Here is a 26,753-nt window from a genome sequence, read left to right as displayed (position 1 = left end):
TTGCTCATTACTGACCGTTTTTAGCCGCAAGGGTAGCAAACCAAGGTGAGTTGAAATCATCTGATTGTCCCCAGCCAGGAATGATTTTACTCAAGCCCGCGACGTTAACCGGGCCAGGTTGGCTCGCCAGCAGCGCTTGCGGGATAGAAGCTGCGCGGAACTCATAACTTGTAGGGGTCTCTTCGCCCGCAATTTTCTTGGCCACCAGACGCAAGTTAACCGCGCCAATCAGCTTAGGATCGACAGCAACGCTGACTTTCCATGGGCTATTAGCTTCGCGCATCAGTTGCAAATCCTGATTTGAGATATCAATGCTGTACAGTTTGATCTCGGTACGGCCATTTTCCTGCAAGGCTTTATAAGCACCTTGTGTAAAAGCATCCCAAGTTCCCCAAATTGCATCGATTTTACCTTTCGGGTACTTCGCCAAAACTGCACCTACTTTGTTCGCGGTATCACCTTGAACATCAGATGAAACGGCACCGATAGATTCCAGTTCTGTAATACCCGGATTCTGTTTCAACAAAGCCTGATAAGCCGCCTGACGACGTTCCATTGGCGGGAAACCGGCAACCCAGAGTTTGATAATATTTGCTTTGCCGTTGAAGTCTTTCACCAACTGACCGAAAGACTCATTGGTGAGAGAGGCATCATCCTGCTGGGTGATGGTTAGCCCGGGGATATCACCCTGAATGGCCGTATCAAAGACAGATACAGCAATACCGCTGGCGGCAATCCGCTTAACCAGCTCAGTTGAATAAGGATCACGGCCCTGGGAAAGAATAATCCCATCATATTTTTGGCTAATAGCCTGGTTAACAAAGTCCTGAAAACGTGCGTCATCCCCGTTACTCAAGAAAGTATCAACTTTGAAGCCGAGTTTTTTACCTTCTTTCAATACACCGGACAGGAACTGTGTTGTGTTGTCGTCAGAACCCAAATTACGGATGACGGCAATTTTTATCTGCCCTTGATGTTTGGCGATTGCATCAGGGATAGGGGCGAGTGTGGCGGTGTCCGCAGCGAAGACTGGCAGTGCCGTCAGTAGGCCCAGGGCCAGTAATGGGGAAACAATTTTTTTCATCCGGAACTCCGTCATGGTGTTGGTAAGTTATGCAAGGTGAACGCGATTATCATTGTTATGGCTATCTTTGTGTCTAGACGTCTATCTGTCTCTGTACAGCATCATAACCATAACTATTTTGATAAGGAATTAACTTTGTTATGAATTTTTTGATCGCGTTATATCTTTTAGTTTGGATGGCTTAAATAAGCAGCAGAATGCAGAATGCAGAAAGAGATAAGTATAATGATCGCAAACAGCATCAATAACCTCTCTATTTGAGTGGGATTATATGGGAGGGCGGCAGAGGGTTATTTTTACTGCGGATAAATATCCGTGTTAATATTTTATTTCACTGCCTACTCAGTACTGATATTCTAAATAGAGCGTCAGTCATAATAATAAATAATAGAGGCTAATTACTATAGCATCAGTGAATTTTCACTATTTTAGTTTAATGATATTTAAAGGATTATTGTCACCATGGGTAAAATTAGCAACCTATACAAATTCAGAAAGGATAGCAATGATACGGTACCGCTGAATTTGGATTATTTTATCAATAACAGTATTATGGATAGCCCAATTTATCGTTATATGTCTCGCAGTGAATGCGTTTTTTTATTTGCACGCTATTTATTAGCATTAATGACAATTGTATTTCTGGTCACCATCATATTCCCGGACTTGATTGATGATATCCTGGATCTTTCTGTTTCGTCTTTCCCCGCTATGTTTTCATTAGTGTTATTGTTACCTTGCTCAAACCGTTTGGCTAGCCAAAATTTAAGCCCTAATTTATTAATTTTTCATCTTCTTCCATTCGGCTGTTATTTTTCGCACGGCTTATTGAGTATATTTTTATTGGGTCTTTTTTTACTCTATTTTATATCTATAAATATTTATGATATAAAACCGCTTGCATGTGAATGCAGAAAAAAGTTGTCTTCAACCTTGCCTAATGAGTATCCATTTGGATTGGCGCTGGTCTGTTTTTCCTTATTATACATCAGCTTTTTCATGCTGTTTGAATTAGATGATGCCATCATTTCATTAATGATGTTGTCATGGATTTTCTTTTTACTGGCCAAGTGGCATTGGCCGGTTGTAGCATTAAATATATTGGGTGCCGTCGGTGTGTTCTGGTTTTTCTCATCAGGATTTGTAGAAATAAAACACCATCAGAATATTATTATCAATGCACTGATTAAGATTTCTTTACTGGATAATATTTTATTTCTGATTTTCTCGTTAAGTTTATTCATTAATATGCTGTTTTGGTTAGAGGCATGGCAACGAGATAGGTTACCCACAGTCCAAAGAGATGAGTGATTATTTTTCACGCAGAGAGTAATAATAAAAATGCCGGTCAGGTTTCCCATGGCCGGCATTTTGGTCTCTAAGTTCGACCTTATTTCACTTGCATACCGGGTTGCGCACCATTGTCCGGGCTGAGCAAGAAGATATCGTTGCCGCCAGGACCCGCTGCCATCAGCATGCCTTCAGAAATACCGAAGCGCATTTTGCGTGGTGCCAAATTTGCAACCATCACGGTGAGCCGACCTTCTAATACTTTTGGATCTGGGTAAGCCGAGCGGATACCCGAGAAGACCTGACGGGTTTCACCGCCAAGATCTAATTTCAGTTTCAATAGCTTATCTGAGCCTTCGACAAAATCAGCTTGTTGAATCAGCGCGATGCGCATATCCACTTTAGCAAAATCATCAAAACTGATTGTTTCCTGAATCGGATCATCGGCTAACGGGCCAGTGACTGCTGCTGTTGTTGCAGCCATATCTTCTTTAGAAGAGGCGACCATTTCACTCACCTTATCCAAATCAATACGGTTAAACAGCGCTTTAAAGACATTAATCTGATGATCTAGCAGCGGTTGTTCGATGCTGTCCCATGTTAATTCCGTATTAAGGAAAGCCTCGGTACGCTCAGTCAGTGCCGGCAGAACCGGCTTCAGGTAAGTCATCAGCACCCGGAACAAGTTGATACCCATTGAGCAGATAGCTTGTAAGTCGGCATCACGGCCTTCTTCTTTCGCCACGACCCATGGAGCTTGTTCATCAACATAGCGGTTGGCAACATCGGCCAGCGCCATAATTTCACGAATCGCTTTGCTTGACTCACGGTTGCTATAGGCATCTGCAATACTGGCAGCTGCATCTATAAAGGTTTTATATAACGCCGGATCAGCAAGTTTATCTGCTAACTTGCCCGCAAAACGTTTGTTGATAAAGCCAGCATTACGTGAGGCCAGGTTCACCACTTTGTTGACGATATCGGCATTGACGCGCTGGACGAAATCCTCAAGATTCAAGTCGATATCATCAATGCGGGAGGAAAGCTTGGCCGCGTAGTAATAACGTAGACAGTCGGCATCCAGATGTTTCAGGTAAGTGCCCGCTTTAATGAATGTGCCACGGGATTTTGACATTTTTGCGCCGTTTACCGTGACATAGCCATGGACGAACAGGTTGGTCGGCTTGCGGAAATTACTGCCTTCGAGCATGGCTGGCCAGAACAGACTATGGAAGTAAACAATGTCTTTACCGATGAAATGATACAGATCGGTTGTAGAATCTTTACGCCAGAACTCATCAAAATCCAAATCGCTGCGCTTATCACACAGATTTTTGAATGCGCCCATATAGCCGATTGGCGCATCTAGCCAAACGTAGAAATATTTACCCGGCGCATCAGGTATTTCAAAACCAAAGTAGGGCGCATCGCGGGAGATATCCCACTGTTGCAGACCTGATTCAAACCATTCCTGCATTTTGTTCGCAACTTGTTCTTGCAGTGCGCCAGAACGCGTCCAGGCTTGCAACATGTCGCTGAAAGCAGGAAGGTCGAAGAAGAAGTGCTCAGATTCGCGCATGACTGGTGTTGCGCCGGAAACCGCAGATTTTGGGTCAATAAGCTCAGTCGGGCTGTAAGTTGCACCACAGACTTCACAGTTATCGCCATACTGATCCGGTGATTTACACTTCGGACAGGTACCTTTCACAAAGCGATCGGGCAGGAACATGCCTTTCTCAGGATCATAGAGCTGAGAAATCGTGCGATTCTTGATATAACCGTTTGCTTTCAGGCGGTTGTATATCAGGCTCGACAGTTCACGGTTTTCATCACTGTGAGTAGAGTGATAGTTATCATAACTGATAGCGAAACCGGCGAAATCCTGTTGGTGCTCCTGGCTCATTTCGGCAATCATCTGCTCCGGTTCGATACCCAATTGCTGAGCTTTCAGCATGATAGGGGTGCCGTGGGCATCATCTGCACAGATAAAATGAACCTGGTTGCCGCGCATTCGCTGGAAACGGACCCAAATATCAGCCTGGATGTGCTCGAGCATGTGTCCGAGATGAATAGAACCGTTAGCGTATGGTAGCGCGCACGTCACCAATATTTTTTTCGCGACTTGAGCCATAGTGGGAAATTGCTTTCTTTATGTCGATTAAAGGGTCTTTGATGTTAACCGATATGCTGGTTTGCCGCTAGGGCAAGGCAACCCACACTTTGCCTTAAGTCATAACAATGCTGTTTTGGCCTATTTTCAGCATATTTGGTTATTAACACACCCGGTTATGTGGGCTGATCCCGTTTTCTCTCGATTAGCCCCACGCAGGTGCGGTGGAGTTCTGGTACACTATTGTTGGTTAATAACGATAAATTCAAGGAGCCGGGATGAGCCCAAAATCCCCCGAGCAGACCAACCCTGACCTGCTGCAATCACAAATTTCAAAGGTTCTTGCGGCCTTTAAACACCCAACACTGCAAAAAAGCCTAACCGAGCTGCGCGCTATTCATCACTGTGCCTTATTGGACAATGTGCTGCATATCGAGCTGGTGATGCCTTTTGCCTGGCAATTTGGTTTTGACATATTAAAAGAGTCAGTCAGCGGCGAGTTGCTGGCGGTGACGGGTGCCAAGGCTATCGATTGGAAGCTTTCTCACAATATCACCACGCTAAAACGCGCCAATGATCAACCTGGTGTGAAAGGCGTACGCAATATTGTGGCCGTCAGTTCCGGTAAAGGCGGGGTGGGGAAATCCAGTACCGCTGTGAACCTCGCGCTGGCATTGGCTGAAGAGGGCGCAAAAGTCGGTATTCTGGATGCTGATATTTATGGCCCTTCCATCCCGAACATGCTGGGTACGATGAATCAGCGGCCAACCTCCCCGGATGGTAAGCATATGGCGCCCATTATGGCCCATGGAATTGCCACCAACTCGATTGGGTATTTAGTCACCGATGAGAACGCCATGGTGTGGCGCGGGCCGATGGCTAGTAAGGCTTTAATGCAGATGCTGCAAGATACCTTATGGCCGGATTTGGATTATTTAGTCATTGATATGCCACCGGGAACGGGTGATATCCAACTGACGTTATCACAGAATATCCCTGTCACGGGCGCGCTGGTGGTCACTACTCCTCAGGATATTGCCCTGATTGATGCAATGAAAGGCATTGTCATGTTTGAGAAGGTACATGTGCCGGTGCTGGGTATTATTGAAAATATGAGCATGCATATTTGCAGTAATTGTGGCCATCTGGAGCCTATTTTTGGTACTGGCGGTGCAGAGAAACTGGCGCAGAAATACCATTGCAAGCTGCTGGGCCAAATCCCACTGCATATCTCACTACGCGAAGACCTTGACCGCGGCGAGCCAACAGTTGTCAGCCATCCCGATAGTGAATTTGCAGATATCTATCGCCAACTGGCATCCAATGTGGCCGCAGAAATGTATTGGCAGGGTGAGGCAATTCCGACGGAAATCTCATTCCGCGCGGTGTAATTGCCACTTTATTTATATCCAAGCTTTATTTATGTTCAAAAATGGTGAGCCTCTTTGAGGCTCATTAACCCGACGTGCTGATTTAGGCGAGTGATTCGGGTAAATGAGAGCGGCCAACACCGCTGTAATTTCAATGGCGCAGGGTATAGGGCTGGCGTCAGGCCAGCTAACTCCCTATAATTGGCGCGCTCGAAGCACCTCGCGTGCTTTGTCTCCCCTCACACTTCGTAATCAGGTCTTTAATTTTATGACTGACAAAGCACACCAGTGCGTCATTATTGGGATAGCCGGTGCCTCTGCCTCCGGTAAAAGTCTTATCGCCAGCACCTTGTATCGTGAATTGCGCGATCAGGTCGGTGACCAACATATTGGTGTCATCCCTGAAGATGGTTATTACAAAGACCAGAGTCACCTGTCAATGGAAGAGCGGGTCAAAACTAACTATGACCACCCCAGCGCCATGGACCACAACTTATTGCTGGAGCATTTGCAATCGCTGAAAGCAGGTAAGTCGATTGAACTGCCGCTTTATAGTTACACTGAGCACACGCGCAAAAAAGAAACCATTCATTTAGAGCCTAAAAAAGTCATTATTTTGGAAGGTATTTTGCTGCTGACTGATCTTCGTTTGCGCCAAGAAATGAACTTCTCTATCTTTGTCGACACCCCATTGGATATCTGTCTGATGCGCCGAATGAAGCGTGATGTGAATGAACGCGGCCGCTCGATGGACTCCGTGATGGCACAATACCAAAAAACAGTGCGCCCAATGTTTCTGCAATTTATAGAACCTTCCAAACAATATGCTGACATTATTGTTCCGCGCGGCGGCAAGAACCGAATTGCGATCGATATTCTAAAAGCGAAAATCAGTCAGTTCTTTGAGTAATGTTCGTCTGGACCTTTGCTTCTTAATATGGCAGCTTTCGTAGTATGCAAGCTGTAACATGTGAATTTTGATGGAGATTTTGGCAATGAGACTGTGCGATCGTGACATAGAAGCTTGGCTGGACAGCGGTAAATTAGGTATTGATCCTCGTCCACCGGTAGAACGTATCAATGGTGCCACGGTCGATGTTCGCTTAGGCAATCAGTTTCGTGTTTTCACTGGACACACGGCGGCATTCATTGACTTAAGCGGCCCGAAAGATGAAGTTAGCGCCGCGCTAGAACGGGTCATGAGTGATGAGATAAATCTGCCAGAAGGAGAGGCATTCTTCCTGCACCCGGGGGAGTTGGCGTTAGCGGTGACGTTGGAGTCAGTGACTATCCCCGATGATCTGGTCGGTTGGCTTGATGGTCGTTCCTCATTGGCCCGCCTTGGGTTGATGGTTCATGTGACGGCACACCGAATTGATCCCGGTTGGCAAGGCAAGATTGTGCTGGAGTTCTATAATTCAGGTAAGCTGCCGTTGGCACTGCGCCCAGGAATGCTGATTGGTGCGCTGAGTTTTGAGCCACTTTCCGGCCCTGCGGCCCGTCCTTATAATAGCCGTCAGGATGCCAAATATCGTGGTCAACAAGGCGCTGTAGCCAGTCGTATTGACAAAGACTAGCCACTTCTTCTCTTAGTGAGATTTTAGCCTGTTTGGACTTTTTAGCCCGATAAGACAAGAGGATGTCATGAGACGATTACTAACGACGTTAATTATCCTGCTAGTGGTATTGGTTGCAGGAATGAGCGCATTGGTATTGCTAGTAAATCCTAATGACTTTCGCGCTTACATGGTCAAACAGGTCGAAAGAAAAAGTGGCTATCATCTGCAATTGGAAGGGGATTTGCGTTGGCATGTTTGGCCACAACTTAGCATTATCGCTGGCCGAACTGCGCTAACCGCGCCCGGAGCAGCAGCGCCGGTGGTCAGTGCAGAGAATATGCGTCTTGATGTCAAACTTTGGCCACTGTTGTCACACCAGCTTGATGTTAAGCAGGTGATGCTAAAAGGGGCGGTTATCCGCCTAACACCTGACAGTGAAGCGCAACAACAACCAGGGGCACCGGTCGCACCTGCAGGTAATGCACCGGTTGATGAACATCGCGCTTGGAAACTTGATATCAATAGAGTTCAGGTTGTCGACAGCCTGCTAATTTGGCAACGGACAGATAATGATCAAGTGAATGTCCGTGATATTAATCTTGAGCTTAGCCAAGACCCCCAACGGCAAGTTCATGTCACGCTCGCCAGCCGTGTTAACCGTAATCAGCGGGATGTCACTTTCTCCATGGTTGCCGACGCAGATATGAGTCATTACCCAGAGCAGTTCAGTGCGAATATCAGCCAATTTGCATATAAATTGGAAGGGGCGGATATTCCTGTGGGTGGGGTGAGCGGCGAGGGGACATTACAAGCCAGTTATCAGCGTGATCTCCAGCAATTGTTGCTCAATCAACTGAGCTTTACGGCAAATAACAACCAGCTTACAGGGAGTGCTAAAGCGACTCTCGGCCCTGTTCCTGAGTATGTTATTAATCTGGCTGCTGATAATCTCAACTTGGATTCGATTTTCGGTTGGGAATCTAAGAACACAACCAGTAATAAAGACAGTGCCAAACAGGCTATCGTGACCGCGCCGGTAATTGCTATTCAGGCTGATGATGATGTCGGGCAGGACTTACAGGCATTACGTGACTTTAAGGCGCAAATTACACTCACGGCGAATAATTTGGTGTATCGCGCAATAAAAGTGACACAACTGAATTTACAGGCCTCGAACCAACAAGGTGATGTGCAAATTAGCCGTTTAACGGGCAGTGCGCTGGGCGGTGATTTTTCACTACCAGGTTCACTGGATGTTATGGGCAAGAAAGTACTCACTACTGTAAACCCAGTGATAAATCACATGGAATTAGGGCCGGTATTGGCAGCAGCAGATTTACCGCAGATGATGACCGGTAAATTCTCCATGAAAGCGCAACTGTCTGGAGAGGGTGTTAATGTTGAGGCATTCAACCATCGCTGGAAAGGTAATGCGCAGTTCAGTATGAATGATGCGAGGCTGGAGGGGCTGAATATTCAGCAACTTATTCAGCAAGCTGTCACTCGTAGTTCCAGTGATGTGAAAGGTCAAGACAGATATGATCGCTATACTGAAGTTAAGCAACTGCAAGCGAATTTGGCCTTGAGTCGAGGGGCGATGAATGTCAGTAATCTCAGTGCTGATTCCGCATTGATATCTATTAAAGGTGCCGGAGAACTCAATTTGCCCGCGCGGCAATGTGACATGAATCTGTCTGTGCGAGTGATGCAAGGCTGGAGCGGGCAAGATAGCTTGGTCAAGATGCTGCAAAATACGGATATCCCGCTGCGTATTTATGGCCCATGGACTCAGCTCAGTTATCAATTGAATGTAGAGCAGCTTTTGCGTAATGAATTGCAACAGCGAGCTAAAAAAGCACTTAGCGACTGGGCTGAACGCAATCAGCAGAGCCGTGGAAGTCAAGATCTTAAAAAGCTGATTGATAAGCTTTAAAGCACTAATCATCCCCGATAGGTTTCGCGACTTATCGGGTCTTTTGTTAGATATCTGTTGTGCTTTTGTTCGCCAATCTCGCCTTTCTAAACATAAAATTCTCTCTCTTACTCACAAACTGATATTTGTTTCTAAAATCTCTGCGAATCATTGATAGATGTCATAAACTCGCCCACGGACTTTGGGCAGAGTGCAGAGCTATTTCTGCGTTTTAACAATAATAATGACTTATACCTAAAGTATTTGGCGTATCGCGAACAATATTGCAGCGCCCAAAATACAGGGTATACACAGCAACAGGCGAGTATTCGGTGAGAGAGGGTATATGTTAGATCTTTTGATTGGGATTGTAGTGGCCATTGGCGTAGGCCGCTACATCATTAAAGGCTATTCAGCAACAGGTGTGCTGATGGTCGGTGGTTTGCTGCTATTAATTATCAGCGCTTTGATGGGCAAAAACGTATTACCTGCCAGCGCAACGCCAACCGGTTGGCGTGCCACGGACATCGTCGAGTATGTCAAAATCCTGCTGATGAGCCGTGGTGGCGATCTCGGCATGATGATCATGATGTTATGCGGTTTTGCCGCTTATATGACACATATCGGTGCAAATGATGTCGTGGTCAAGATTGCGTCCAAACCACTACAAATGATCAACTCCCCATATTTGCTGATGGTTGCGGCTTATATTGTGGCCTGCCTGATGTCTTTAGCGGTGTCATCTGCAACGGGGCTGGGTGTGCTGTTAATGGCGACACTGTTCCCGGTCATGGTCAATGTGGGCATCAGCCGCGGTGCGGCAGCCGCAATTTGCGCCTCTCCGGCAGCTATTATTCTGGCTCCGACGTCTGGCGACGTGGTCTTGGCGGCAAAAGCCTCTGAAATGCCACTGGTCGATTTCGCCTTTAAAACCACCTTACCCATCTCTATTGCCGCGATTGTTTGTATGGCTATCGCTCACTTCTTCTGGCAGCGCTATCTGGACAATAAAAGTCAGGAAAAGCATGAGATGATGGATGTCAATGAGATCACAACCAATGCTCCCAGCTTTTATGCCATTTTGCCATTCACTCCAATTATTGGTGTGCTGATATTTGATGGCAAGTGGGGGCCAGAACTGCATATCATCACGGTATTAGTCATCTGCATGTTGATTGCCGCTGTGATTGAGTTCTTGCGCAGTTTCAATGCTAAAACTGTTTTTGCCGGTCTGGAAGTTGCTTATCGCGGCATGGCTGATGCATTCGCGACGGTGGTGATGCTGTTGGTCGCCGCAGGGGTATTTGCGCAGGGGTTAAGTACTGTTGGCTTTATCAGTGGGCTGATTGGATTAGCACAATCTTTCGGTACTGGCGGCATTATTATGATGCTGGTGTTGGTCACCATCACGATGCTGGCGGCGATGACAACTGGCTCTGGTAATGCGCCGTTTTATGCCTTTGTTGAATTGATTCCAAAACTTGCAGCACAAATGGGGATTAATCCGGCCTATCTGGTTATCCCGATGCTGCAAGCCTCGAATTTGGGGCGGACTTTATCCCCAGTTTCTGGCGTTGTGGTGGCGGTAGCAGGGATGGCAAAAATCTCACCTTTTGAAGTGGTAAAACGGACTTCTGTACCGGTGCTGGTTGGGCTGGTGGTGGTGATTGTGGCGACTGAGATTCTGGTGCCCGTGCACTTATAATCTCGGCGTGTATCAAGCAAAAAGCCGGGAGCGATAAGCAACCCGGCTTTTTTTATCTGTTTTTACTTAACGGCTAGCTAATTACACTTCGTAATCAGGATCTGGAGCTTTCAGCGGCGTTATCTTCACTTTCAAAATACGATGGCTGCTCACTTCCAGTGGTTCAAACAGATAGTCACCAATCTTCAACTGCTCACCCACTTTGGGGATTCGCTGGCTGTACTCCATCAATAATCCGGCCAAAGTGTGATATTCGCGTTTATCATCAATCGGCAGTGGCAGATAGAGCACTAAATCTTCCAGTGGCATGTAACCATTCGCAATCCAGCAGCCATCCTCAGTTTGCTGAATATCATGGCGGGCATCCAACTCTTCACCCGCTACTGGCAGATTACCGGCAATTGTCTCCATCACATCGGTCAAGGTAACCACCCCCTCGATGGAGCCGAACTCATCGACCACAAAGGCAAAATGGGTCTGCGCCTGGCGAAATTGTTCCAATGCCATCAGCAAAGAAACTTGTTCTGGGAAAATTAAGGGTTGGCGAATTAATGTCCGCAAGTCGAGTTTTTCGCCTGATAACTGCTGCTTCAATAGATCAATGACGTGAATAACACCCAGCGGTTCATCTGTTGAGCTGTCTTCTGTGACGACAATTCGCGTATGCAGATTTTTTGTCAGCAACTGAGTCAGCTTCTCCGGTGGATCATTAAGGTCCAAATATTCAACATCATGGCGTGATGTCATGATACTACTGACGGTACGCTGTGCCAGCCCCAATACCCGTTCGATCATCCGGCGTTCCTGCTCATTGAACACCTCTTGACCCACGCTGGTGCTATCTGCAATCAGATTAGCCGTATGATTATCTAACTCAGCCTCTTCATGCTTACCACTGAGCATTCGCAGCACGGCTTCTGCGGTTCTTTCGCGTAATGGGCGGACAGCCGACAGGAAGCGGCGGCGGTTGAATTGAGCAAACTGATTCAGTGATTCAATGATTACAGAGAAACCAATCGCAGCGTATAGATACCCTTTCGGAATATGGTAGCCAAAGCCTTCAGCGACTAAGCTGAAGCCGATCATCAGTAAGAAACTCAAGCACAAAATGACAATGGTTGGATGGGCATTTACAAAGCGAGTCAATGGCTTGCTGGCTAATAGCATCAGGCCAATCGCAATACAAACCGCCGCCATCATCACCGCAAGGTGGTCCACCATACCGACGGCAGTAATCACTGAGTCGAGGGAGAATATGGCATCCAGCACCACAATCTGCGCCACAACGGGCCAGAACCGCGCGGTTTTACGTTGCTGATTCTGCTGATGATCCTTGCCCTCAAGGCGCTCATTAAGCTCCATGGTGGCTTTGAAGAGCAGGAATATCCCCCCGACAAGCATAATCAAGTCACGGGCACTGAATGGATGTCCTGAAAGGGTAACCAATGGCGCGGTTAATGTGGCTAACCACGAGATACAGGCCAGTAGCACCAGACGCATCAACAATGCGCACAGTAGACCAGTGACTCTAGCTTTATCCCGTTGATGTCGTGGGAGTTTTTCTGCCAAAATGGCAATAAATATTAGGTTATCAATACCCAATACAATTTCGAGCACAACCAGCGTCGCCAGTCCTGCCCAAATAGTAGGATCTGCGATCCATTCCATATACCTAACTTCACCTTTTATTTCTGCGGTTTATACTGCCAAAACAAATAATGAGCGCATAACGTAAAATTTTCAAATTCAAATATAAGAGATTATTGATAAAGCATAGCAGAAATAGAGTTGTGAACAATACAGCGACAATCTGTAACTAATTGAAACTATGTCATAATTATTGATAATAAAACCTCTAACAACTCAAGGCAACTAACAGATGTTTCCTAGTCAAATTTAATGCGATATGATAGATAATAAGTCGAAATAATTATATGAGTATAATTTGCTCAATAGAATCATACATCTATAATTAAACAACGCCCTCAATATGCTGTAAATATGACCATATAGCCTTTGGTAGCTGTAAAGCCAAGAGCGGTAGCGTTGTTAAATCAAATAATTAATAATGCTGATAATTATTTCGGGTGGAATAATTATTGTTCTCATTTGAAGTGTGAAACTTCTAGCATGTAACTTTTTAGTGATTAAGGATATATGATGTTACTTCCGGTGATTATGGCTGGTGGAACGGGTAGTCGTCTATGGCCAATGTCAAGAGAACTTTATCCCAAGCAATTTCTGCGCTTACATGGGGTAAGTTCGATGCTACAAGAGACAGTAAACCGGCTGGAGGGTATTTCTGTCAGAGAGCCAGTTGTCATTTGTAATGAAGAGCATCGTTTCTTAGTTGCTGAACAGTTGCGGCAAATAAATAAACTTTCACACAATATAATATTAGAACCTGTTGGCCGTAACACAGCCCCCGCTATTGCATTAGCTGCATTAAATGCCATCTCCCAAGGCGACGACCCTATCATGTTGGTATTGGCCGCAGATCATATCATTAATGATTGTAACGCTTTCCACCAAGCCATCACCCATGCTATTCCGTTTGCTAAAAAAGACAGTCTGGTTACTTTTGGGATTGTTCCGACGGGCCCCGAAACAGGTTATGGCTATATACAGCGCGGTGAAATAACGGTTAATGATATTTCTGAAGCTTTCAAAGTACAGCGCTTTGTTGAAAAACCTGATTTAAAAACAGCCGAGCAATATATTAGTTCTGGTGAGTATTATTGGAATAGCGGCATGTTTATGTTTCGTGCTAAGCGATATATCCAAGAGTTGGAGAAGTTCAGACCCGATATTCTTGAAGCTTGCAAAGCCGCCATGAAAGATTCGGATTCAGACAAAGACTTTATTACCATTGATAAAGATAAATTTAGTGTTTGTCCTGATGAGTCAATAGATTATGCCGTAATGGAACAAACCAGTAATGCGGTGGTTGTACCGCTAGATGCTGGGTGGAGCGATGTCGGTTCTTGGTCTGCTCTCTGGGATGTAAGCAATAAAGATAAATCAGGAAATGCGGTTACCGGCGACACATTCCTGCATGATACACAAAATTGCTATATCAATACTGATGAGAAATTAGTTGCAGCCGTGGGCGTAGATAACTTAGTTATCGTCAGCACGAAAGACGCGGTATTAGTCGTAGATAAATCGAAAGTACAAGACGTTAAAAAAATCGTTGAGCACTTGAAACAAACTAAACGCAGCGAGTATCGCCGCCATAGAGAAACTTATCGTCCTTGGGGTCGTTGCGATATTGTTGTTAGTGAACAACGTTTTAACGTTAACCGCATTACAGTTAAGCCGGGTGGCGCTTTCTCTATGCAGATGCATCATCATCGGGCAGAGCATTGGATTGTATTATCAGGTACAGCCAAAGTAACAATTGGGGATAAAACGTTTTTAATAACTGAAAACCAATCTACTTTTATTCCTATTGGATCACTTCATATGTTAGAAAATCCTGGGAAAATTCCACTTGAACTTATTGAGGTTCAATCAGGCTCTTATCTGGGCGATGACGATATTATCAGAATTAAAGACCACTATGGACGTTGCTGATTTAGAGGAAACAATGAAGACCTTAACTTGTTTTAAAGCTTATGATATTCGCGGTCGATTAGGTTCAGAATTGAATGAAGATATTGCCTACCGAATTGGTTGAGCTTTTGGTGAATATTTGAAACCAAAAACTATTGTCGTCGGTGGTGATGTTCGGTTAACCAGCGAATCATTAAAAATGGCTTTGGCCGAAGGGTTAATGGACGCGGGCAGTGACGTCTTGGATATTGGGTTAAGTGGAACAGAAGAAATTTATTTTGCTACTTTTCATCTAGGTGTTGATGGTGGCATTGAAGTAACTGCTAGTCATAATCCAATGGACTATAATGGCATGAAGCTGGTTCGGGAAGATGCAAAGCCTATTAGTGGTGATACCGGCTTACGTGATATCCAAAGATTGGCTGAAGAAAATGATTTTGCAGCACCAGATAAAAACAAGAAAGGAAGTTATAAAAGAATCTCGATACTTAATGAATACATTGATCATTTGATGGGTTATATCGATTTCAAAAACTTTACCCGTCCACTGAAACTTGCAATAAACTCCGGCAATGGCGCTGCTGGGCATGTTATTGATGAAATTGAAAAACGTTTCAAGGCTGCACAGCTTCCTATCGAATTTATAAAAATTCACCATCAGCCTGATGGTCATTTCCCTAATGGGATCCCTAATCCTCTATTACCCGAATGCCGAGCTGATACTGAAAAAGCAGTTAGCGAAACAAGTGCAGATATGGGGATCGCCTTTGATGGTGACTTTGACCGCTGCTTCTTATTTGATGAGAATGCTCAGTTTATTGAAGGCTATTATATTGTAGGTCTCCTGGGCGAAGCTTTCTTGCAAAAAGAGAAGGGCGCCAAAATAATCCATGACCCAAGGTTAACTTGGAACACGATTGATATCATTTCTAAGGCGGGCGGCATTCCTATTATGTCCAAAACTGGACATGCCTTTATTAAGGAAAGGATGCGCAAAGAAGATGCAATATACGGTGGTGAAATGAGTGCTCACCATTACTTCCGTGATTTTGCATACTGTGATAGTGGGATGATTCCTTGGTTATTGGTCGCTGAATTACTTTGTGTTAAAAATATGTCTTTAAGCCAATTAGTTGGCGATCGGATGCGTGCATTCCCAGCCTCTGGTGAGATTAATCGGAAACTGGTTGATGCTAAAAGTAGCATTGCTAAAGTTAGAGCTATTTACGAACCTGATGCAGTTAATGTTGATTTCACTGATGGCATCAGTATTGAGTACAGCGACTGGCGTTTTAACCTAAGAACCTCTAATACAGAGCCAGTGGTTCGCTTGAATGTTGAGTCGGTAGGGGATGGCATATTAATGGATAAAAAGACAAAAGAAATTCTAGAATTGTTGGCAGGGGAATAACCGTGAAAGATATGCTATTGGCGATTTATCGTTATAGAGGATTTATTCTTGGTAGTGTAAAACGGGAGTTCCAAGCAAAATACCAGAAAAGTATGCTGGGTGCTACTTGGCTTGTTTTACAGCCACTGTCAATGATTTTAGTATACACTTTAGTCTTTTCTCAGGTAATGAAAGCTCGCTTACCAGGTGACGCAGGGACATTTTCCTACAGCATATATCTATGTATCGGTATTATTACATGGGGGCTTTTCGCTGAGATAGTAGGACGGGGACAGAATGTTTTTATTGAAAATGCTGGTTTATTGAAAAAGCTAAATTTTCCTAAGATATGTTTACCCATTATTGTCGTATTGTCCGCACTTATTAATTTTATTATTATATTTTCATTGTTTGTTGTTTTTTTGATTGTAACTGGTAACTTCCATCCTATTTCTATAATAGCCTTAATTATACCTCTTTTAATTCAAGTGTTATTTGCAACAGGGCTTGGAATTTCTCTAGGTGTAATAAACGTATTTTTTAGAGATGTAGGTCAATTTGTAACTGTGCTACTCCAATTTTGGTTTTGGTTTACTCCTATTGTCTATGTAATGAGTACTCTACCAAAAGGAGCACAATCCTTATTAAGGTTTAATCCTATGGCTGTCTTGGTTGACAATTATCAACAAATAATTATAAAGCAGCATATGCCCAATTGGTCTGCGCTATGGCCTGTAGCAATACTAGCTGTTTTCCTATGTGTTTTAGGTATGTATCTATTTAGAAAACATTCAGCAGATATGGTGGATGAATTGTAATGGGAAGCATCACTGTCACTAATATAGGTAAAGCCTACAAAAAGTACCCTTCACGTTTTGGTCGATTGGTTGAATGGATATCACCAGTAAAAATAATACGACATACCTTAACATGGGTTCTCCGGGATATTAGTTTCACTGTTAGGCCGGGCGAGGCTATAGGATTAATAGGTATTAATGGTGCGGGGAAGAGTACTTTACTAAAACTGATTACTGGAACGGCTCATCCAACAACAGGTTCAATCAAGTTGACTGGTCGTGTTGCGGCATTACTTGAGTTGGGGATTGGTTTTCATCCGGACTTTTCTGGCAGGCAGAATGTATATATGTCTGGACAACTCTTAGGGAAGGTGCGAACAAGTCCCTGATATGAGATCATGTTTGTCATCTGGAGCCATGGAACAGGGTTCATCATGAGTCATCAACTTACCTTCGCCGACAGTGAATTCAGCAGTAAGCGCCGTCAGACCAGAAAAGAGATTTTCTTGTCCCGCATGGAGCAGATTCTGCCATGGCAAAACATGGTGGAAGTCATCGAGCCGTTTTACCCCAAGGCTGGTAATGGCCGGCGACCTTATCCGCTGGAAACCATGCTACGCATTCACTGCATGCAGCATTGGTACAACCTGAGCGATGGCGCGATGGAAGATGCTCTGTACGAAATCGCCTCCATGCGTCTGTTTGCCCGGTTATCCCTGGATAGCGCCTTGCCGGACCGCACCACCATCATGAATTTCCGCCACCTGCTGGAGCAGCATCAACTGGCCCGCCAATTGTTCAAGACCATCAATCGCTGGCTGGCCGAAGCAGGCGTCATGATGACTCAAGGCACCTTGGTCGATGCCACCATCATTGAGGCACCCAGCTCGACCAAGAACAAAGAGCAGCAACGCGATCCGGAGATGCATCAGACCAAGAAAGGCAATCAGTGGCACTTTGGCATGAAGGCCCACATTGGTGTCGATGCCAAGAGTGGCCTGACCCACAGCCTAGTCACCACCGCGGCCAACGAGCATGACCTCAATCAGCTGGGTAATCTGCTGCATGGAGAGGAGCAATTTGTCTCAGCCGATGCCGGCTACCAAGGGGCGCCACAGCGCGAGGAGCTGGCCGAGGTGGATGTGGACTGGCTGATCGCCGAGCGCCCCGGCAAGGTAAGAACCTTGAAACAGCATCCACGCAAGAACAAAACGGCCATCAACATCGAATACATGAAAGCCAGCATCCGGGCCAGGGTGGAGCACCCATTTCGCATCATCAAGCGACAGTTCGGCTTCGTGAAAGCCAGATACAAGGGGTTGCTGAAAAACGATAACCAACTGGCGATGTTATTCACGCTGGCCAACCTGTTTCGGGCGGACCAAATGATACGTCAGTGGGAGAGATCTCACTAAAAACTGGGGATAACGCCTTAAATGGCGAAGAAACGGTCTAAATAGGCTGATTCAAGGCATTTACGGGAGAAAAAATCGGCTCAAACATGAAGAAATGAAATGACTGAGTCAGCCGAGAAGAATTTCCCCGCTTATTCGCACCTTCCTTAGGTCTGTCGGTTGGAGAAATTGAACGATTGATGCCAGAGATAGAAGCATTTGCTGAGATCGGAGAATATATCGATCAACCAGTACGGGTATATTCTAGTGGTATGCAAATGCGTCTTGCTTTTAGTGTAGCTACAGCGATAAGGCCGGATATCCTTATTGTCGATGAAGCACTATCAGTAGGTGATGCCTATTTTCAGCATAAAAGTTTTGAAAGAATTCGAGAGTATCGCAAGCAAGGTACTACATTACTACTTGTTTCACACGATAAAGCGGCAATTCAATCCATTTGTGATAGGGCTATTTTGCTAAATGCAGGAACTATTTTAATGGAAGGGAAACCCGAAGCAGTGATGGATTATTATAATGCTATGCTAGCTGCGAAGGATACTTCTTCAGTTAAACAAACTGAAAGTCCAGATGGTTTAATACAAACAGTATCGGGTTCTGGGGATGCATCCATAATAGATATTGGCCTTTATAACAATGAAGGTGTAAGAACTGAGGTTTTTAATGTTGGTGAGCTAGCAAATTTATGTATTAAAGTTGGTATTGCATCAGATATTCCAGAAATAGTATTGGGATATATGATAAAAGATCGTTTAGGGCAAGTGATATATGGTACTAACACCTATCATTTAGATAAAGAAATTAAGAGTTTAACAAGCGGGCAAATAATATCGTTTAATTTCTCATTTCCAATGAATCTAGGCGAAGGTAGTTATTCTATAGCCGTTGCATTACATGAGCAAGATACTCATCTTCATAAGAATTATGAATGGCGAGATTTGGCCCTGATCTTTGATATAATAAATATAGACAAAACATCTTTTGTAGGTGTTTCATGGTTAGAACCAGAGGTTAATTACATTTATGAAAGATAGTTTTTATAGCGAATTTGAAAAAATACACCGTGGTTCAAGAGAATTAATCAAATCTCGATTGGTAGCTTATCGTGATTTTTATCTGCCACTAGCCGAAATCTATCCAAATAGTAATACCTCCGATCTGGGTTGTGGGAGAGGAGAATGGCTTGAATTACTTAATGAAGCAGGCTTTAAGACTGAAGGGATAGATTTAGATGAAGGAATGCTTTCCTATTGTCGCGATCTAAATCTTAATGTACGAGAACAAGATGTAATCCAGTATTTACAGAGCTTAGATGATAACTCCGTTTCATTAGTTTCATCTTTTCACCTTGTAGAACATATAGGTTTTGACAATGTGAAACTTCTTGTCCAAGAGGCATTACGGATACTCAAGCCTGGTGGATTGCTAATTATTGAAACACCAAATTGTGAAAATATAATTGTGAGTACGAATTCTTTTCATTTAGATCCAACTCACGTTATGCCAATACCAAACCAACTGCTTAGTTTTCTGACTAATTATTCTGGATTTAAGCGAAGTAAAGTTATAAGGCTTCAGGGCCTAACTGATATGACGACTCCAGAGTCACTTCAATTGATAGATATTTTCAAGGGTGTAGGGCAGGACTATGGTTTAATTGCACAAAAAGATGGTCCAAAAGACATTCTTAATAAATTTGATAATATATATAATAAAGAATTTGGCTCTGATCTTGATATGGCTATAAATAAATTCAGCATGCATCTTAACCATGCATTTAAAATGCGAGATGATAAAATAAATGAACTTTCCCTTAGATTAATAAATGAGAAAAATACATTAGAATTAAAGCTGATTGAGAGTCATGAGCAAATAAAAGCGATATACTCAAGTACTTCTTGGAAAATAACAGCACCACTTAGATTGTTGAAGAAAGCATTAATATTTATTTTACCTTCAACATTTATGCAGCAGAGTAAAAATAAAATAAAACCAGGAATTCGGAAGATTATTTATTTTATTTCAAAGAGGCCTAATCTAAGAAGAAAAATAGTATTTATAGCGAAAAAACTCAGGCTCTATTCAAAATTAAAAAGTATTTATTACCGCCTTAATGTTAAATCTAGCCCAACTATAAAGCGTACATCTCAACAGGGAAGTGAACTATTGTCTCCTCGTGCAAATGAAATTTATACACAACTTCGTAAGAGAAAAAATAACAAAGATTCAATGGATATATAAAATGGGATTTTATTATATTGCTTACAATTCTGTTGGTTAAATTTAATTATAGTTAAGAATAATAAGGTAGACATTAATGCGCATAGCAATTGATATGCAAGGAGTTCAGGTTTTAGGCCCAGAGAATGAAAAGTCTTTGGAAATAATAAATATTATAAAGAAAGTTATAAAATTATCTCGGGATGATACTGTAATATTAGTATTGAATGGTATGTTATCTGATTCTATATCATTCATTCGTGACGAATTTTCTGGTTTTTTATCACAAGATAAAATTAAAGTGTGGGACTCTTTGACTTTAATTAAAGCAGATGGTAAAGAAAGAGAAGTTAGAAATGAATTAGCTTGTAATATTAGAGATTTATTTGTTTTAAATTTGAAGGTTGATGTGTTATTAATGACTTCTTTCTTTGAGGGATTTGATGATAATGCTGTAACCAACATCAATAAGTCTACATTACATATACCTACGGCAGTTATACTAGCTAACGAGTTAAGTTATCACATTGACTCTAGTCAAGAATATAAAAAATGGCTTCAGACAAAGAAAGAAAATTTGTTAAACGCTGATATTATTTTTAAATTTGAATTTTTTATATATCATGATTTATTTTCTTCAAAAGAAATTAATAAAATAAATATCACAGAATTATTCCTGACATCCCATCTAGAGTCAGCAATAATAATTTGTGATAACTTAAGATCTTTATTTTACGGTAATAATAAATTAAAAGTAGATGATCCAATAAAAAACTTGCGTCTTGCTTATATTTCACCCTTACCACCAGATAGGTGTGGGATAAGTGATTATAGTGCTGAGCTTTTACCTGAGTTGGCCCGTTATTACTCTATTGATGTTATATATGAACAGCCTGAAGAGATTACTGACTCTTGGATTTTATCTAACTGCACTATTTTAAATAGCAGTGAATTCCGTAATAACCATGAAAATTATGATAGAGTATTATACCATTTTGGTAACTCTCCTTATCATGTGCATATGATTCCATTACTTATGGAGATCCCCGGAGTTATTGTTTTACATGATTTTTTCATCCCTGATTTGATATTGAATTTAAGCCTAACTATTAATAATAATCCTTATGGTTTAGTTACAGAAATATTATATTCACATGGCTGGCCCGCAGTTATAGAATATTATCGCAATAGAGAAAATAATGGCTCTGTGAGGAATTACCCATGTAATTTAAGAGTTTTGCAAAAGGCTCTAGGTGTCATTTATCATTCGGATGTTTCAAAGCGTTTAGCATCATTTTATTATGGATATGATTCATCAAATGATTGGTTCTCAATTCCTCTTTTAAGAACTACGGCTAATAATGATTATTCTAATAAACCTGTTTCTCGTGATAAATTAGATATTAGAGATAATGAGTTTGTAGTTTGTAGCTTCGGATTTTTAGGCTCACATAAACTCAATCATAGATTATTAAATGCTTGGTTAGCATCTCCAATGGCTAATGATTCTTCATGTAGATTGGTTTTTGTAGGAGAAAGTCTGGATCAAGATTACAATCTTATCCTCGGGAAAATAATTAACAATAATGATAGAGTTAGTATTACAGGTTGGACAGATCAAACTGCGTATAAATTATGGCTATCTTCAGCTGATGTTTGTGTTCAATTACGTGATTTATCACTTGGTGAGACATCTGCAGCAGTGCTTGATTGCTTAAATTATGGTGTAGCGACAATTGTAAATGCTAATGGTTCAATGGCTGATTTACCCGATCATGTTGTGTGTAAGTTACCTGAAAAATTTTCTGATGAAGAACTTATAGAAGCTTTGACCGTATTATATAGAGATAAAAAAGCTCGAGATGAATTAGGTCGTTCTGGGTTGGAATTGTTACATTCACAGCATACTCCAGTGAAATGTGCTGAAAAGTATATGCATGCTATTGAGAGTTCTTATAAAGAAGAAACTGCAAATTTTTATGCTTTAATAAACAAGATAATTCAAAAACCACAGTTACTTACTAATGAATTACTTCCTGATGTTGCAACCGTTCTGGCTCGAAATTTCCCACCTAAACCACAGCATAAACAGTTATTAATAGATGTTTCTGCACTCGTAATTGTTGATTTAAGAACTGGAATACAAAGAGTTGTTCGTGCACTTTTAAAGCAATTTATTTCAAATCCACCAGATGGATATGTGGTGGATGCTATCTATGCCACTGCTGGTCAGTCAGGATATAGATATGCTCGTAAGTTTACCTGTGAATTACTAGGAATACCGGATGATTTTGTGAATGACGAGGTTGTAGATGTCTGGAGTGATGATCTTTTTTTAGGTCTCGATTTCAATACTGGCGTCGTGTTTGAACAACAAAACTCGTTAAAAGAATGGTATGATAGAGGCGTAAAAATATACTTTATGGTATATGATATTTTACCCGTTTTACAGCCACACTTTTTTCCGGAGAATGAGGGTTCTTTATTTCGTCGATGGTTGAATATAATTACTGAATTTACTGGTGTTGTGTGTATTTCAGAAACTGTATGTAAAGAGTTGCAGTGCTGGATTCAAAACAATAAAGTTGAAAAAATAAAAAGGTTTGATATAAACTGGTTCCATCTAGGTGCTGATTTAAATAATTCTTGCCCGTCCCAAGGAATGCCTCAATGTTCTAGTTTTATTCTTACCCAATTAGGATTACGTCAATCATTTTTAACAGTTAGCACAATAGAACCGCGCAAAGGACATTCTCAAACACTCTCTGCATTTGAATTGCTTTGGAATAAAGGGGTAGATATAAATTTAGTTATTGTAGGCAAACAAGGTTGGATGGTTGAACCGTTTATAGAGAAATTACATTCTCACCCTGAATTAAATAAGCGATTGTTCTGGCTTGAAGGTATTAGCGATGAATTTCTCGAAAATATATACAAAAAATGTGATTGCTTAATATCTGCAAGTCAAGGGGAAGGTTTTGGTTTACCACTCATTGAAGCTGCACAGCATAACTTGCCTATAATAGCTCGAGATATTCCTGTGTTTAGAGAGGTCGCAGGTGATAATGCTTTGTATTTTTCAGGACTAGATCCTAATGATTTAGCAATTGTGATACAGGACTGGCTTGTACTTTATGATGCGAACAAAATACCCAACCCAAGTAAGATTAATTGGCAAACGTGGGAACAGAGTGCGCAACAGTTGTTAGATGTTCTAATTACGGAAAACGAACAACTAGTGAATAGTTAAATAAATTGAATGTGGATAATTTTATGAATATGAAAACTGCAATTATTACCGGTATTACAGGCCAAGATGGTGCATATCTTGCGGAATTGTTACTTGAGAAAGGCTATAAAGTTTATGGTACCTATCGTCGTACCAGTTCTGTAAACTTCTGGCGTATTGAAGAGTTAGGTATTGATAAACATCCTAATCTGCATTTGGTTGAATACGACCTCACAGATCTTTCTGCTAGTATTCGCTTGTTGCAAACTACCCAAGCAACCGAAGTGTATAATTTAGCGGCTCAAAGTTTTGTTGGTGTTTCTTTTGACCAACCAGCAACAACCGCAGAGATCACTGGCCTTGGTCCGCTAAACTTATTAGAAGCCATTCGTATAGTTAATACGAAAATTCGCTTTTACCAGGCCTCTACCTCTGAAATGTTTGGTAAAGTTCAGGCAATACCTCAAATTGAAGAAACGCCATTTTATCCGCGTAGTCCTTATGGTGTAGCTAAATTATACGCGCACTGGATGACGATTAATTATCGTGAAAGTTACGGTATTTTTGGTTGCAGCGGTATCCTCTTTAATCACGAATCGCCATTGCGCGGACGCGAATTTGTTACCCGTAAAATTACAGACTCAGTCGCAAAAATTAAATTAGGTAAATTGGATATTCTTGAGTTAGGGAATATGGATGCCAAACGCGATTGGGGCTTTGCTAAAGAATATGTAGAAGGTATGTGGCGTATGCTGCAAGCCGATGTGCCTGATACTTTTGTTCTGGCAACAAACCGTACAGAGACTGTCCGCGATTTTGTCTCGATGGCATTTAAAGCTGCTGGTTTTAATTTGCGTTTTGAAGGCAAAGATGAAAATGAAGTTGGGATTGATACAGCAACTGGGAAAACTTTAGTAAAAGTTAATCCTAAGTTCTATCGCCCAGCAGAAGTTGAGCTGTTGATTGGTAATCCACAAAAAGCAAAAGACGTGCTAGGTTGGGAGCCAAAAACGACTTTAGAAGAACTCTGTCAGATGATGGTAGAAGAAGACCTTCGTCGTAATAAGCAAGGTTTCTCATTCTAATGATAATGAATGGCAAGCGTGCCCTGATCACCGGTATTCAGGGATTTACCGGCCATTATATGGCAGCGGAATTATCCGCTGCCGGTTATCGGGTATTCGGTTTAGGTTCTCAGCCTTTAGATAATCCAGATTATTTTCAAGTAGATTTACTTGATGTGGCGGGGCTGAATTCAGCTATTGAGCAAGTCAAACCTAACCTTGTTGTCCACTTGGCTGCAATTGCTTTCGTAGGCCATGGTGATGCTGCCGCTTTTTATGATGTAAACATTGTCGGTACCCGGAATTTATTGGCTGCTCTGAGTAATGTTGCTGAAAATATTGAAGCTGTATTACTTGCCAGCAGTGCTAATGTTTATGGTAATGCGCAAGAAGGCATGCTGAGTGAAACTGCTGCAGTTAATCCGGCAAATGATTATGCAGTAAGTAAGTTAGCTATGGAATATATGGCCAAGCTTTGGTCAGGCAAATTACCAATTATTATTGTCCGCCCTTTCAATTATACTGGCGTCGGGCAATCCGATAATTTCTTATTGCCAAAAATAGTTTCTCATTTTAAGCGTAAAGCGGATGAAATCGAACTAGGTAATTTGGATGTATGGCGTGATTTTACTGATGTCAGAGCCTTGGTGAAAGCTTATTTAGGGTTATTGATGGCAAAACCTGTAGGTGAAACCGTCAATGTTTGTTCTGGAAGGACTTACTCATTACGTGAAGTCGTTGCTCTATGTGAGGAAATAACCTCACATAAGCTAATTATTCGTGTTAACCCTGCTTTCGTCCGGGCCAATGAAGTTAAATCGTTATGTGGTGACTCTGGAAAATTACAAAGTATTGTTGATGGATGGAATACACCACCATTGGAAGAGACATTACGTTGGATGCTGGAAGATAAATAATGAAAGTGGTATTTGGCACTGATTCAATCAAGTATCCATTGACAGGTATTGGCCGCTATACATATGAATTAGCTCGGGAATTGAAAAATAGTGATGAAGTCTTTAATCTGTTATTTTTGCAAGGTAGAAAAATATCTCGAAATTTGCCTGAGCCCAATATGGAATCAAGTGCAACTTCAGGGTTAAAAAATATTGTAAAAAATAGTGCAGTTGCTAGTGAGTTATATCGTCTTTCTGCACCTTGGTTGAAAAGTTTGGCATTAAGACCGTATAAGAGTTTCATATATCATAGCCCTAATTTTTATTTACCTCCTCGAGTTAATAATGCTGTTGCAACTTTTCACGACCTTTCTATTTTCAAATGGCCCCAGTGCCATCCTGAGAATCGTGTCCGATATATGCAAAAAGAACTCTTGCTCACAATAAAAAGAGCAAAAGTCTTAATTACGGATTCTGAGTTTACCCGAAAAGAGTTAGCAGAGTATTTCGATTACCCTATTGAAAAGATTGTAACAGCGCCGTTAGCCAGTAGTGGTGATTTTTATCCTCGGAATTATACTACCTTACAAAGTTTAATGACAAAACTAGGATTAACCGCAGGGCAGTACACGCTATTTACTGGCACTATTGAACCAAGAAAGAATATTGCAACGCTACTTGATGCTTATGAAAGATTGCCTTTAGATCTTCGCTCGCGTTTTCCACTAGTAATCTGTGGTTTTTCAGGTTGGAATAGTGAGTCTATACATCGTCGATTTGAGTTGGCTACGCAACAAGGCTGGTTATTATATCTTGGTTACCTAAGTGCAGAAGATCTGCCTTTACTTTTCTCGGGGGCGAGAACATTTTTATTTCCTTCATTATATGAAGGGTTTGGGTTACCTGTTCTTGAAGCTATGGCATCGGGTGTACCGGTTGCTTGCTCTAATGCTGCCTCATTACCCGAGGTTTTAGGTGATTCGGGTTTAATGTGCGATGCATTGGATGTCGATGGATTGAGGTCTGCGATTATACAGAGCTTGGAAGATGAAAATTGGCGAAATAAAGCAATAGAGATGGGTCTCATTAGAGCAGGAACATTCTCATGGCAGCGATGCGCTCAGGAAACAATAAAAGCCTATAAGCAGGTATAATAATAC

General features: G+C 42.2%; 17 protein-coding genes and 3 pseudogenes. 17 read left to right on the top strand and 3 right to left on the bottom strand.

The window, feature by feature from the left end; translation table 11 throughout:
• Positions 1–7: 7 nt before the first annotated feature.
• A complete protein-coding gene (locus F0T03_RS14100; protein ID WP_162526954.1) occupies positions 8–1,084 on the bottom strand; it encodes a sugar ABC transporter substrate-binding protein in 1,077 nt (358 codons plus the stop codon).
• Positions 1,085–1,546: 462 nt separating this feature from the next.
• On the opposite strand from F0T03_RS14100, the gene F0T03_RS14095 reads away from it, so the two are divergent.
• The gene (locus F0T03_RS14095; protein ID WP_159679017.1) at positions 1,547–2,395 is read left to right on the top strand and encodes a hypothetical protein; all 849 of its coding nucleotides are present in this window, start codon (positions 1,547–1,549) and stop codon (positions 2,393–2,395) included.
• Between the two features lie 79 nt (positions 2,396–2,474).
• Here F0T03_RS14095 and metG read toward each other — a convergent pair whose 3' ends face one another.
• On the bottom strand, positions 2,475–4,505 hold the full coding sequence (gene metG, locus F0T03_RS14090) for a methionine--tRNA ligase (RefSeq protein WP_159679014.1): 2,031 nt from the start codon (positions 4,503–4,505) through the stop codon (positions 2,475–2,477).
• Between the two features lie 257 nt (positions 4,506–4,762).
• Here metG and apbC point away from each other — a divergent pair, with 257 nt between their 5' ends.
• The 5 genes from apbC (at position 4,763) to dcuC (ending at position 11,030) form a co-directional block, all read left to right on the top strand.
• Complete coding sequence (gene apbC / locus F0T03_RS14085) at positions 4,763–5,875, top strand: iron-sulfur cluster carrier protein ApbC (protein WP_145562649.1); 1,113 nt, start codon at positions 4,763–4,765, stop codon at positions 5,873–5,875.
• A gap of 247 nt (positions 5,876–6,122) precedes the next feature.
• A complete protein-coding gene (udk, locus tag F0T03_RS14080; protein ID WP_159679012.1) occupies positions 6,123–6,764 on the top strand; it encodes a uridine kinase in 642 nt (213 codons plus the stop codon).
• A gap of 85 nt (positions 6,765–6,849) precedes the next feature.
• Positions 6,850–7,431, top strand: a complete 582-nt coding sequence (dcd, locus tag F0T03_RS14075) for a dCTP deaminase (protein ID WP_032813097.1) — start codon at positions 6,850–6,852, stop codon at positions 7,429–7,431.
• 67 nt (positions 7,432–7,498) lie between these two features.
• Entirely contained in the window at positions 7,499–9,346 is a 1,848-nt protein-coding gene (asmA, locus tag F0T03_RS14070; protein ID WP_159679010.1) for an outer membrane assembly protein AsmA, read from the top strand.
• A gap of 325 nt (positions 9,347–9,671) precedes the next feature.
• Positions 9,672–11,030, top strand: coding sequence for an anaerobic C4-dicarboxylate transporter DcuC (gene dcuC, locus F0T03_RS14065; RefSeq protein ID WP_145557454.1), 1,359 nt, complete (start codon positions 9,672–9,674; stop codon positions 11,028–11,030).
• Positions 11,031–11,111: 81 nt separating this feature from the next.
• Here dcuC and F0T03_RS14060 read toward each other — a convergent pair whose 3' ends face one another.
• Entirely contained in the window at positions 11,112–12,698 is a 1,587-nt protein-coding gene (locus F0T03_RS14060) for a TerC family protein (protein WP_145557456.1), read from the bottom strand.
• 492 nt (positions 12,699–13,190) lie between these two features.
• On the opposite strand from F0T03_RS14060, the gene F0T03_RS14055 reads away from it, so the two are divergent.
• The 11 genes and pseudogenes from F0T03_RS14055 (at position 13,191) to F0T03_RS14005 (ending at position 26,747) form a co-directional block, all read left to right on the top strand.
• Complete coding sequence (locus tag F0T03_RS14055; RefSeq protein WP_159680901.1) at positions 13,191–14,606, top strand: mannose-1-phosphate guanylyltransferase/mannose-6-phosphate isomerase; 1,416 nt, start codon at positions 13,191–13,193, stop codon at positions 14,604–14,606.
• Positions 14,607–14,619: 13 nt separating this feature from the next.
• Positions 14,620–15,996: pseudogene (gene cpsG, locus F0T03_RS14050) on the top strand (phosphomannomutase CpsG).
• Positions 15,997–16,007: 11 nt separating this feature from the next.
• Positions 16,008–16,793: an ABC transporter permease gene (locus F0T03_RS14045; protein WP_159680899.1), complete on the top strand. Its 786-nt coding sequence runs from the start codon at positions 16,008–16,010 to the stop codon at positions 16,791–16,793.
• Positions 16,793–17,140, top strand: a pseudogene (locus tag F0T03_RS14040) (ABC transporter ATP-binding protein); the annotation flags it as partial. The gene F0T03_RS14045 and the pseudogene F0T03_RS14040, both read left to right, overlap by 1 nt.
• Before the next feature lie 66 nt (positions 17,141–17,206).
• Entirely contained in the window at positions 17,207–18,187 is a 981-nt protein-coding gene (locus F0T03_RS14035) for an IS5-like element IS5 family transposase (RefSeq protein WP_000019403.1), read from the top strand.
• A gap of 146 nt (positions 18,188–18,333) precedes the next feature.
• Positions 18,334–19,218: pseudogene (locus tag F0T03_RS14030) on the top strand (ABC transporter ATP-binding protein); the annotation flags it as partial.
• The gene (locus F0T03_RS14025; protein WP_246169899.1) at positions 19,208–20,425 is read left to right on the top strand and encodes a class I SAM-dependent methyltransferase; all 1,218 of its coding nucleotides are present in this window, start codon (positions 19,208–19,210) and stop codon (positions 20,423–20,425) included. The pseudogene F0T03_RS14030 and the gene F0T03_RS14025, both read left to right, overlap by 11 nt.
• 76 nt (positions 20,426–20,501) lie before the next feature.
• Positions 20,502–23,654, top strand: a complete 3,153-nt coding sequence (locus tag F0T03_RS14020; RefSeq protein ID WP_159679008.1) for a glycosyltransferase — start codon at positions 20,502–20,504, stop codon at positions 23,652–23,654.
• Between the two features lie 29 nt (positions 23,655–23,683).
• Entirely contained in the window at positions 23,684–24,718 is a 1,035-nt protein-coding gene (gene gmd / locus F0T03_RS14015; RefSeq protein WP_145556291.1) for a GDP-mannose 4,6-dehydratase, read from the top strand.
• The gene (locus F0T03_RS14010; protein ID WP_159679006.1) at positions 24,718–25,614 is read left to right on the top strand and encodes a GDP-mannose 4,6-dehydratase; all 897 of its coding nucleotides are present in this window, start codon (positions 24,718–24,720) and stop codon (positions 25,612–25,614) included. Before gmd ends, F0T03_RS14010 begins: the two co-directional genes overlap by 1 nt.
• Entirely contained in the window at positions 25,614–26,747 is a 1,134-nt protein-coding gene (locus F0T03_RS14005; protein WP_159679003.1) for a glycosyltransferase family 4 protein, read from the top strand. The genes F0T03_RS14010 and F0T03_RS14005 overlap by 1 nt, the downstream gene beginning before the upstream one ends.
• Positions 26,748–26,753 lie beyond the last annotated feature (6 nt).

This window comes from Yersinia canariae, from assembly GCF_009831415.1.
Lineage (GTDB): Bacteria > Pseudomonadota > Gammaproteobacteria > Enterobacterales > Enterobacteriaceae > Yersinia > Yersinia canariae.
This window is presented reverse-complemented; position numbering and strand designations above follow the sequence as displayed.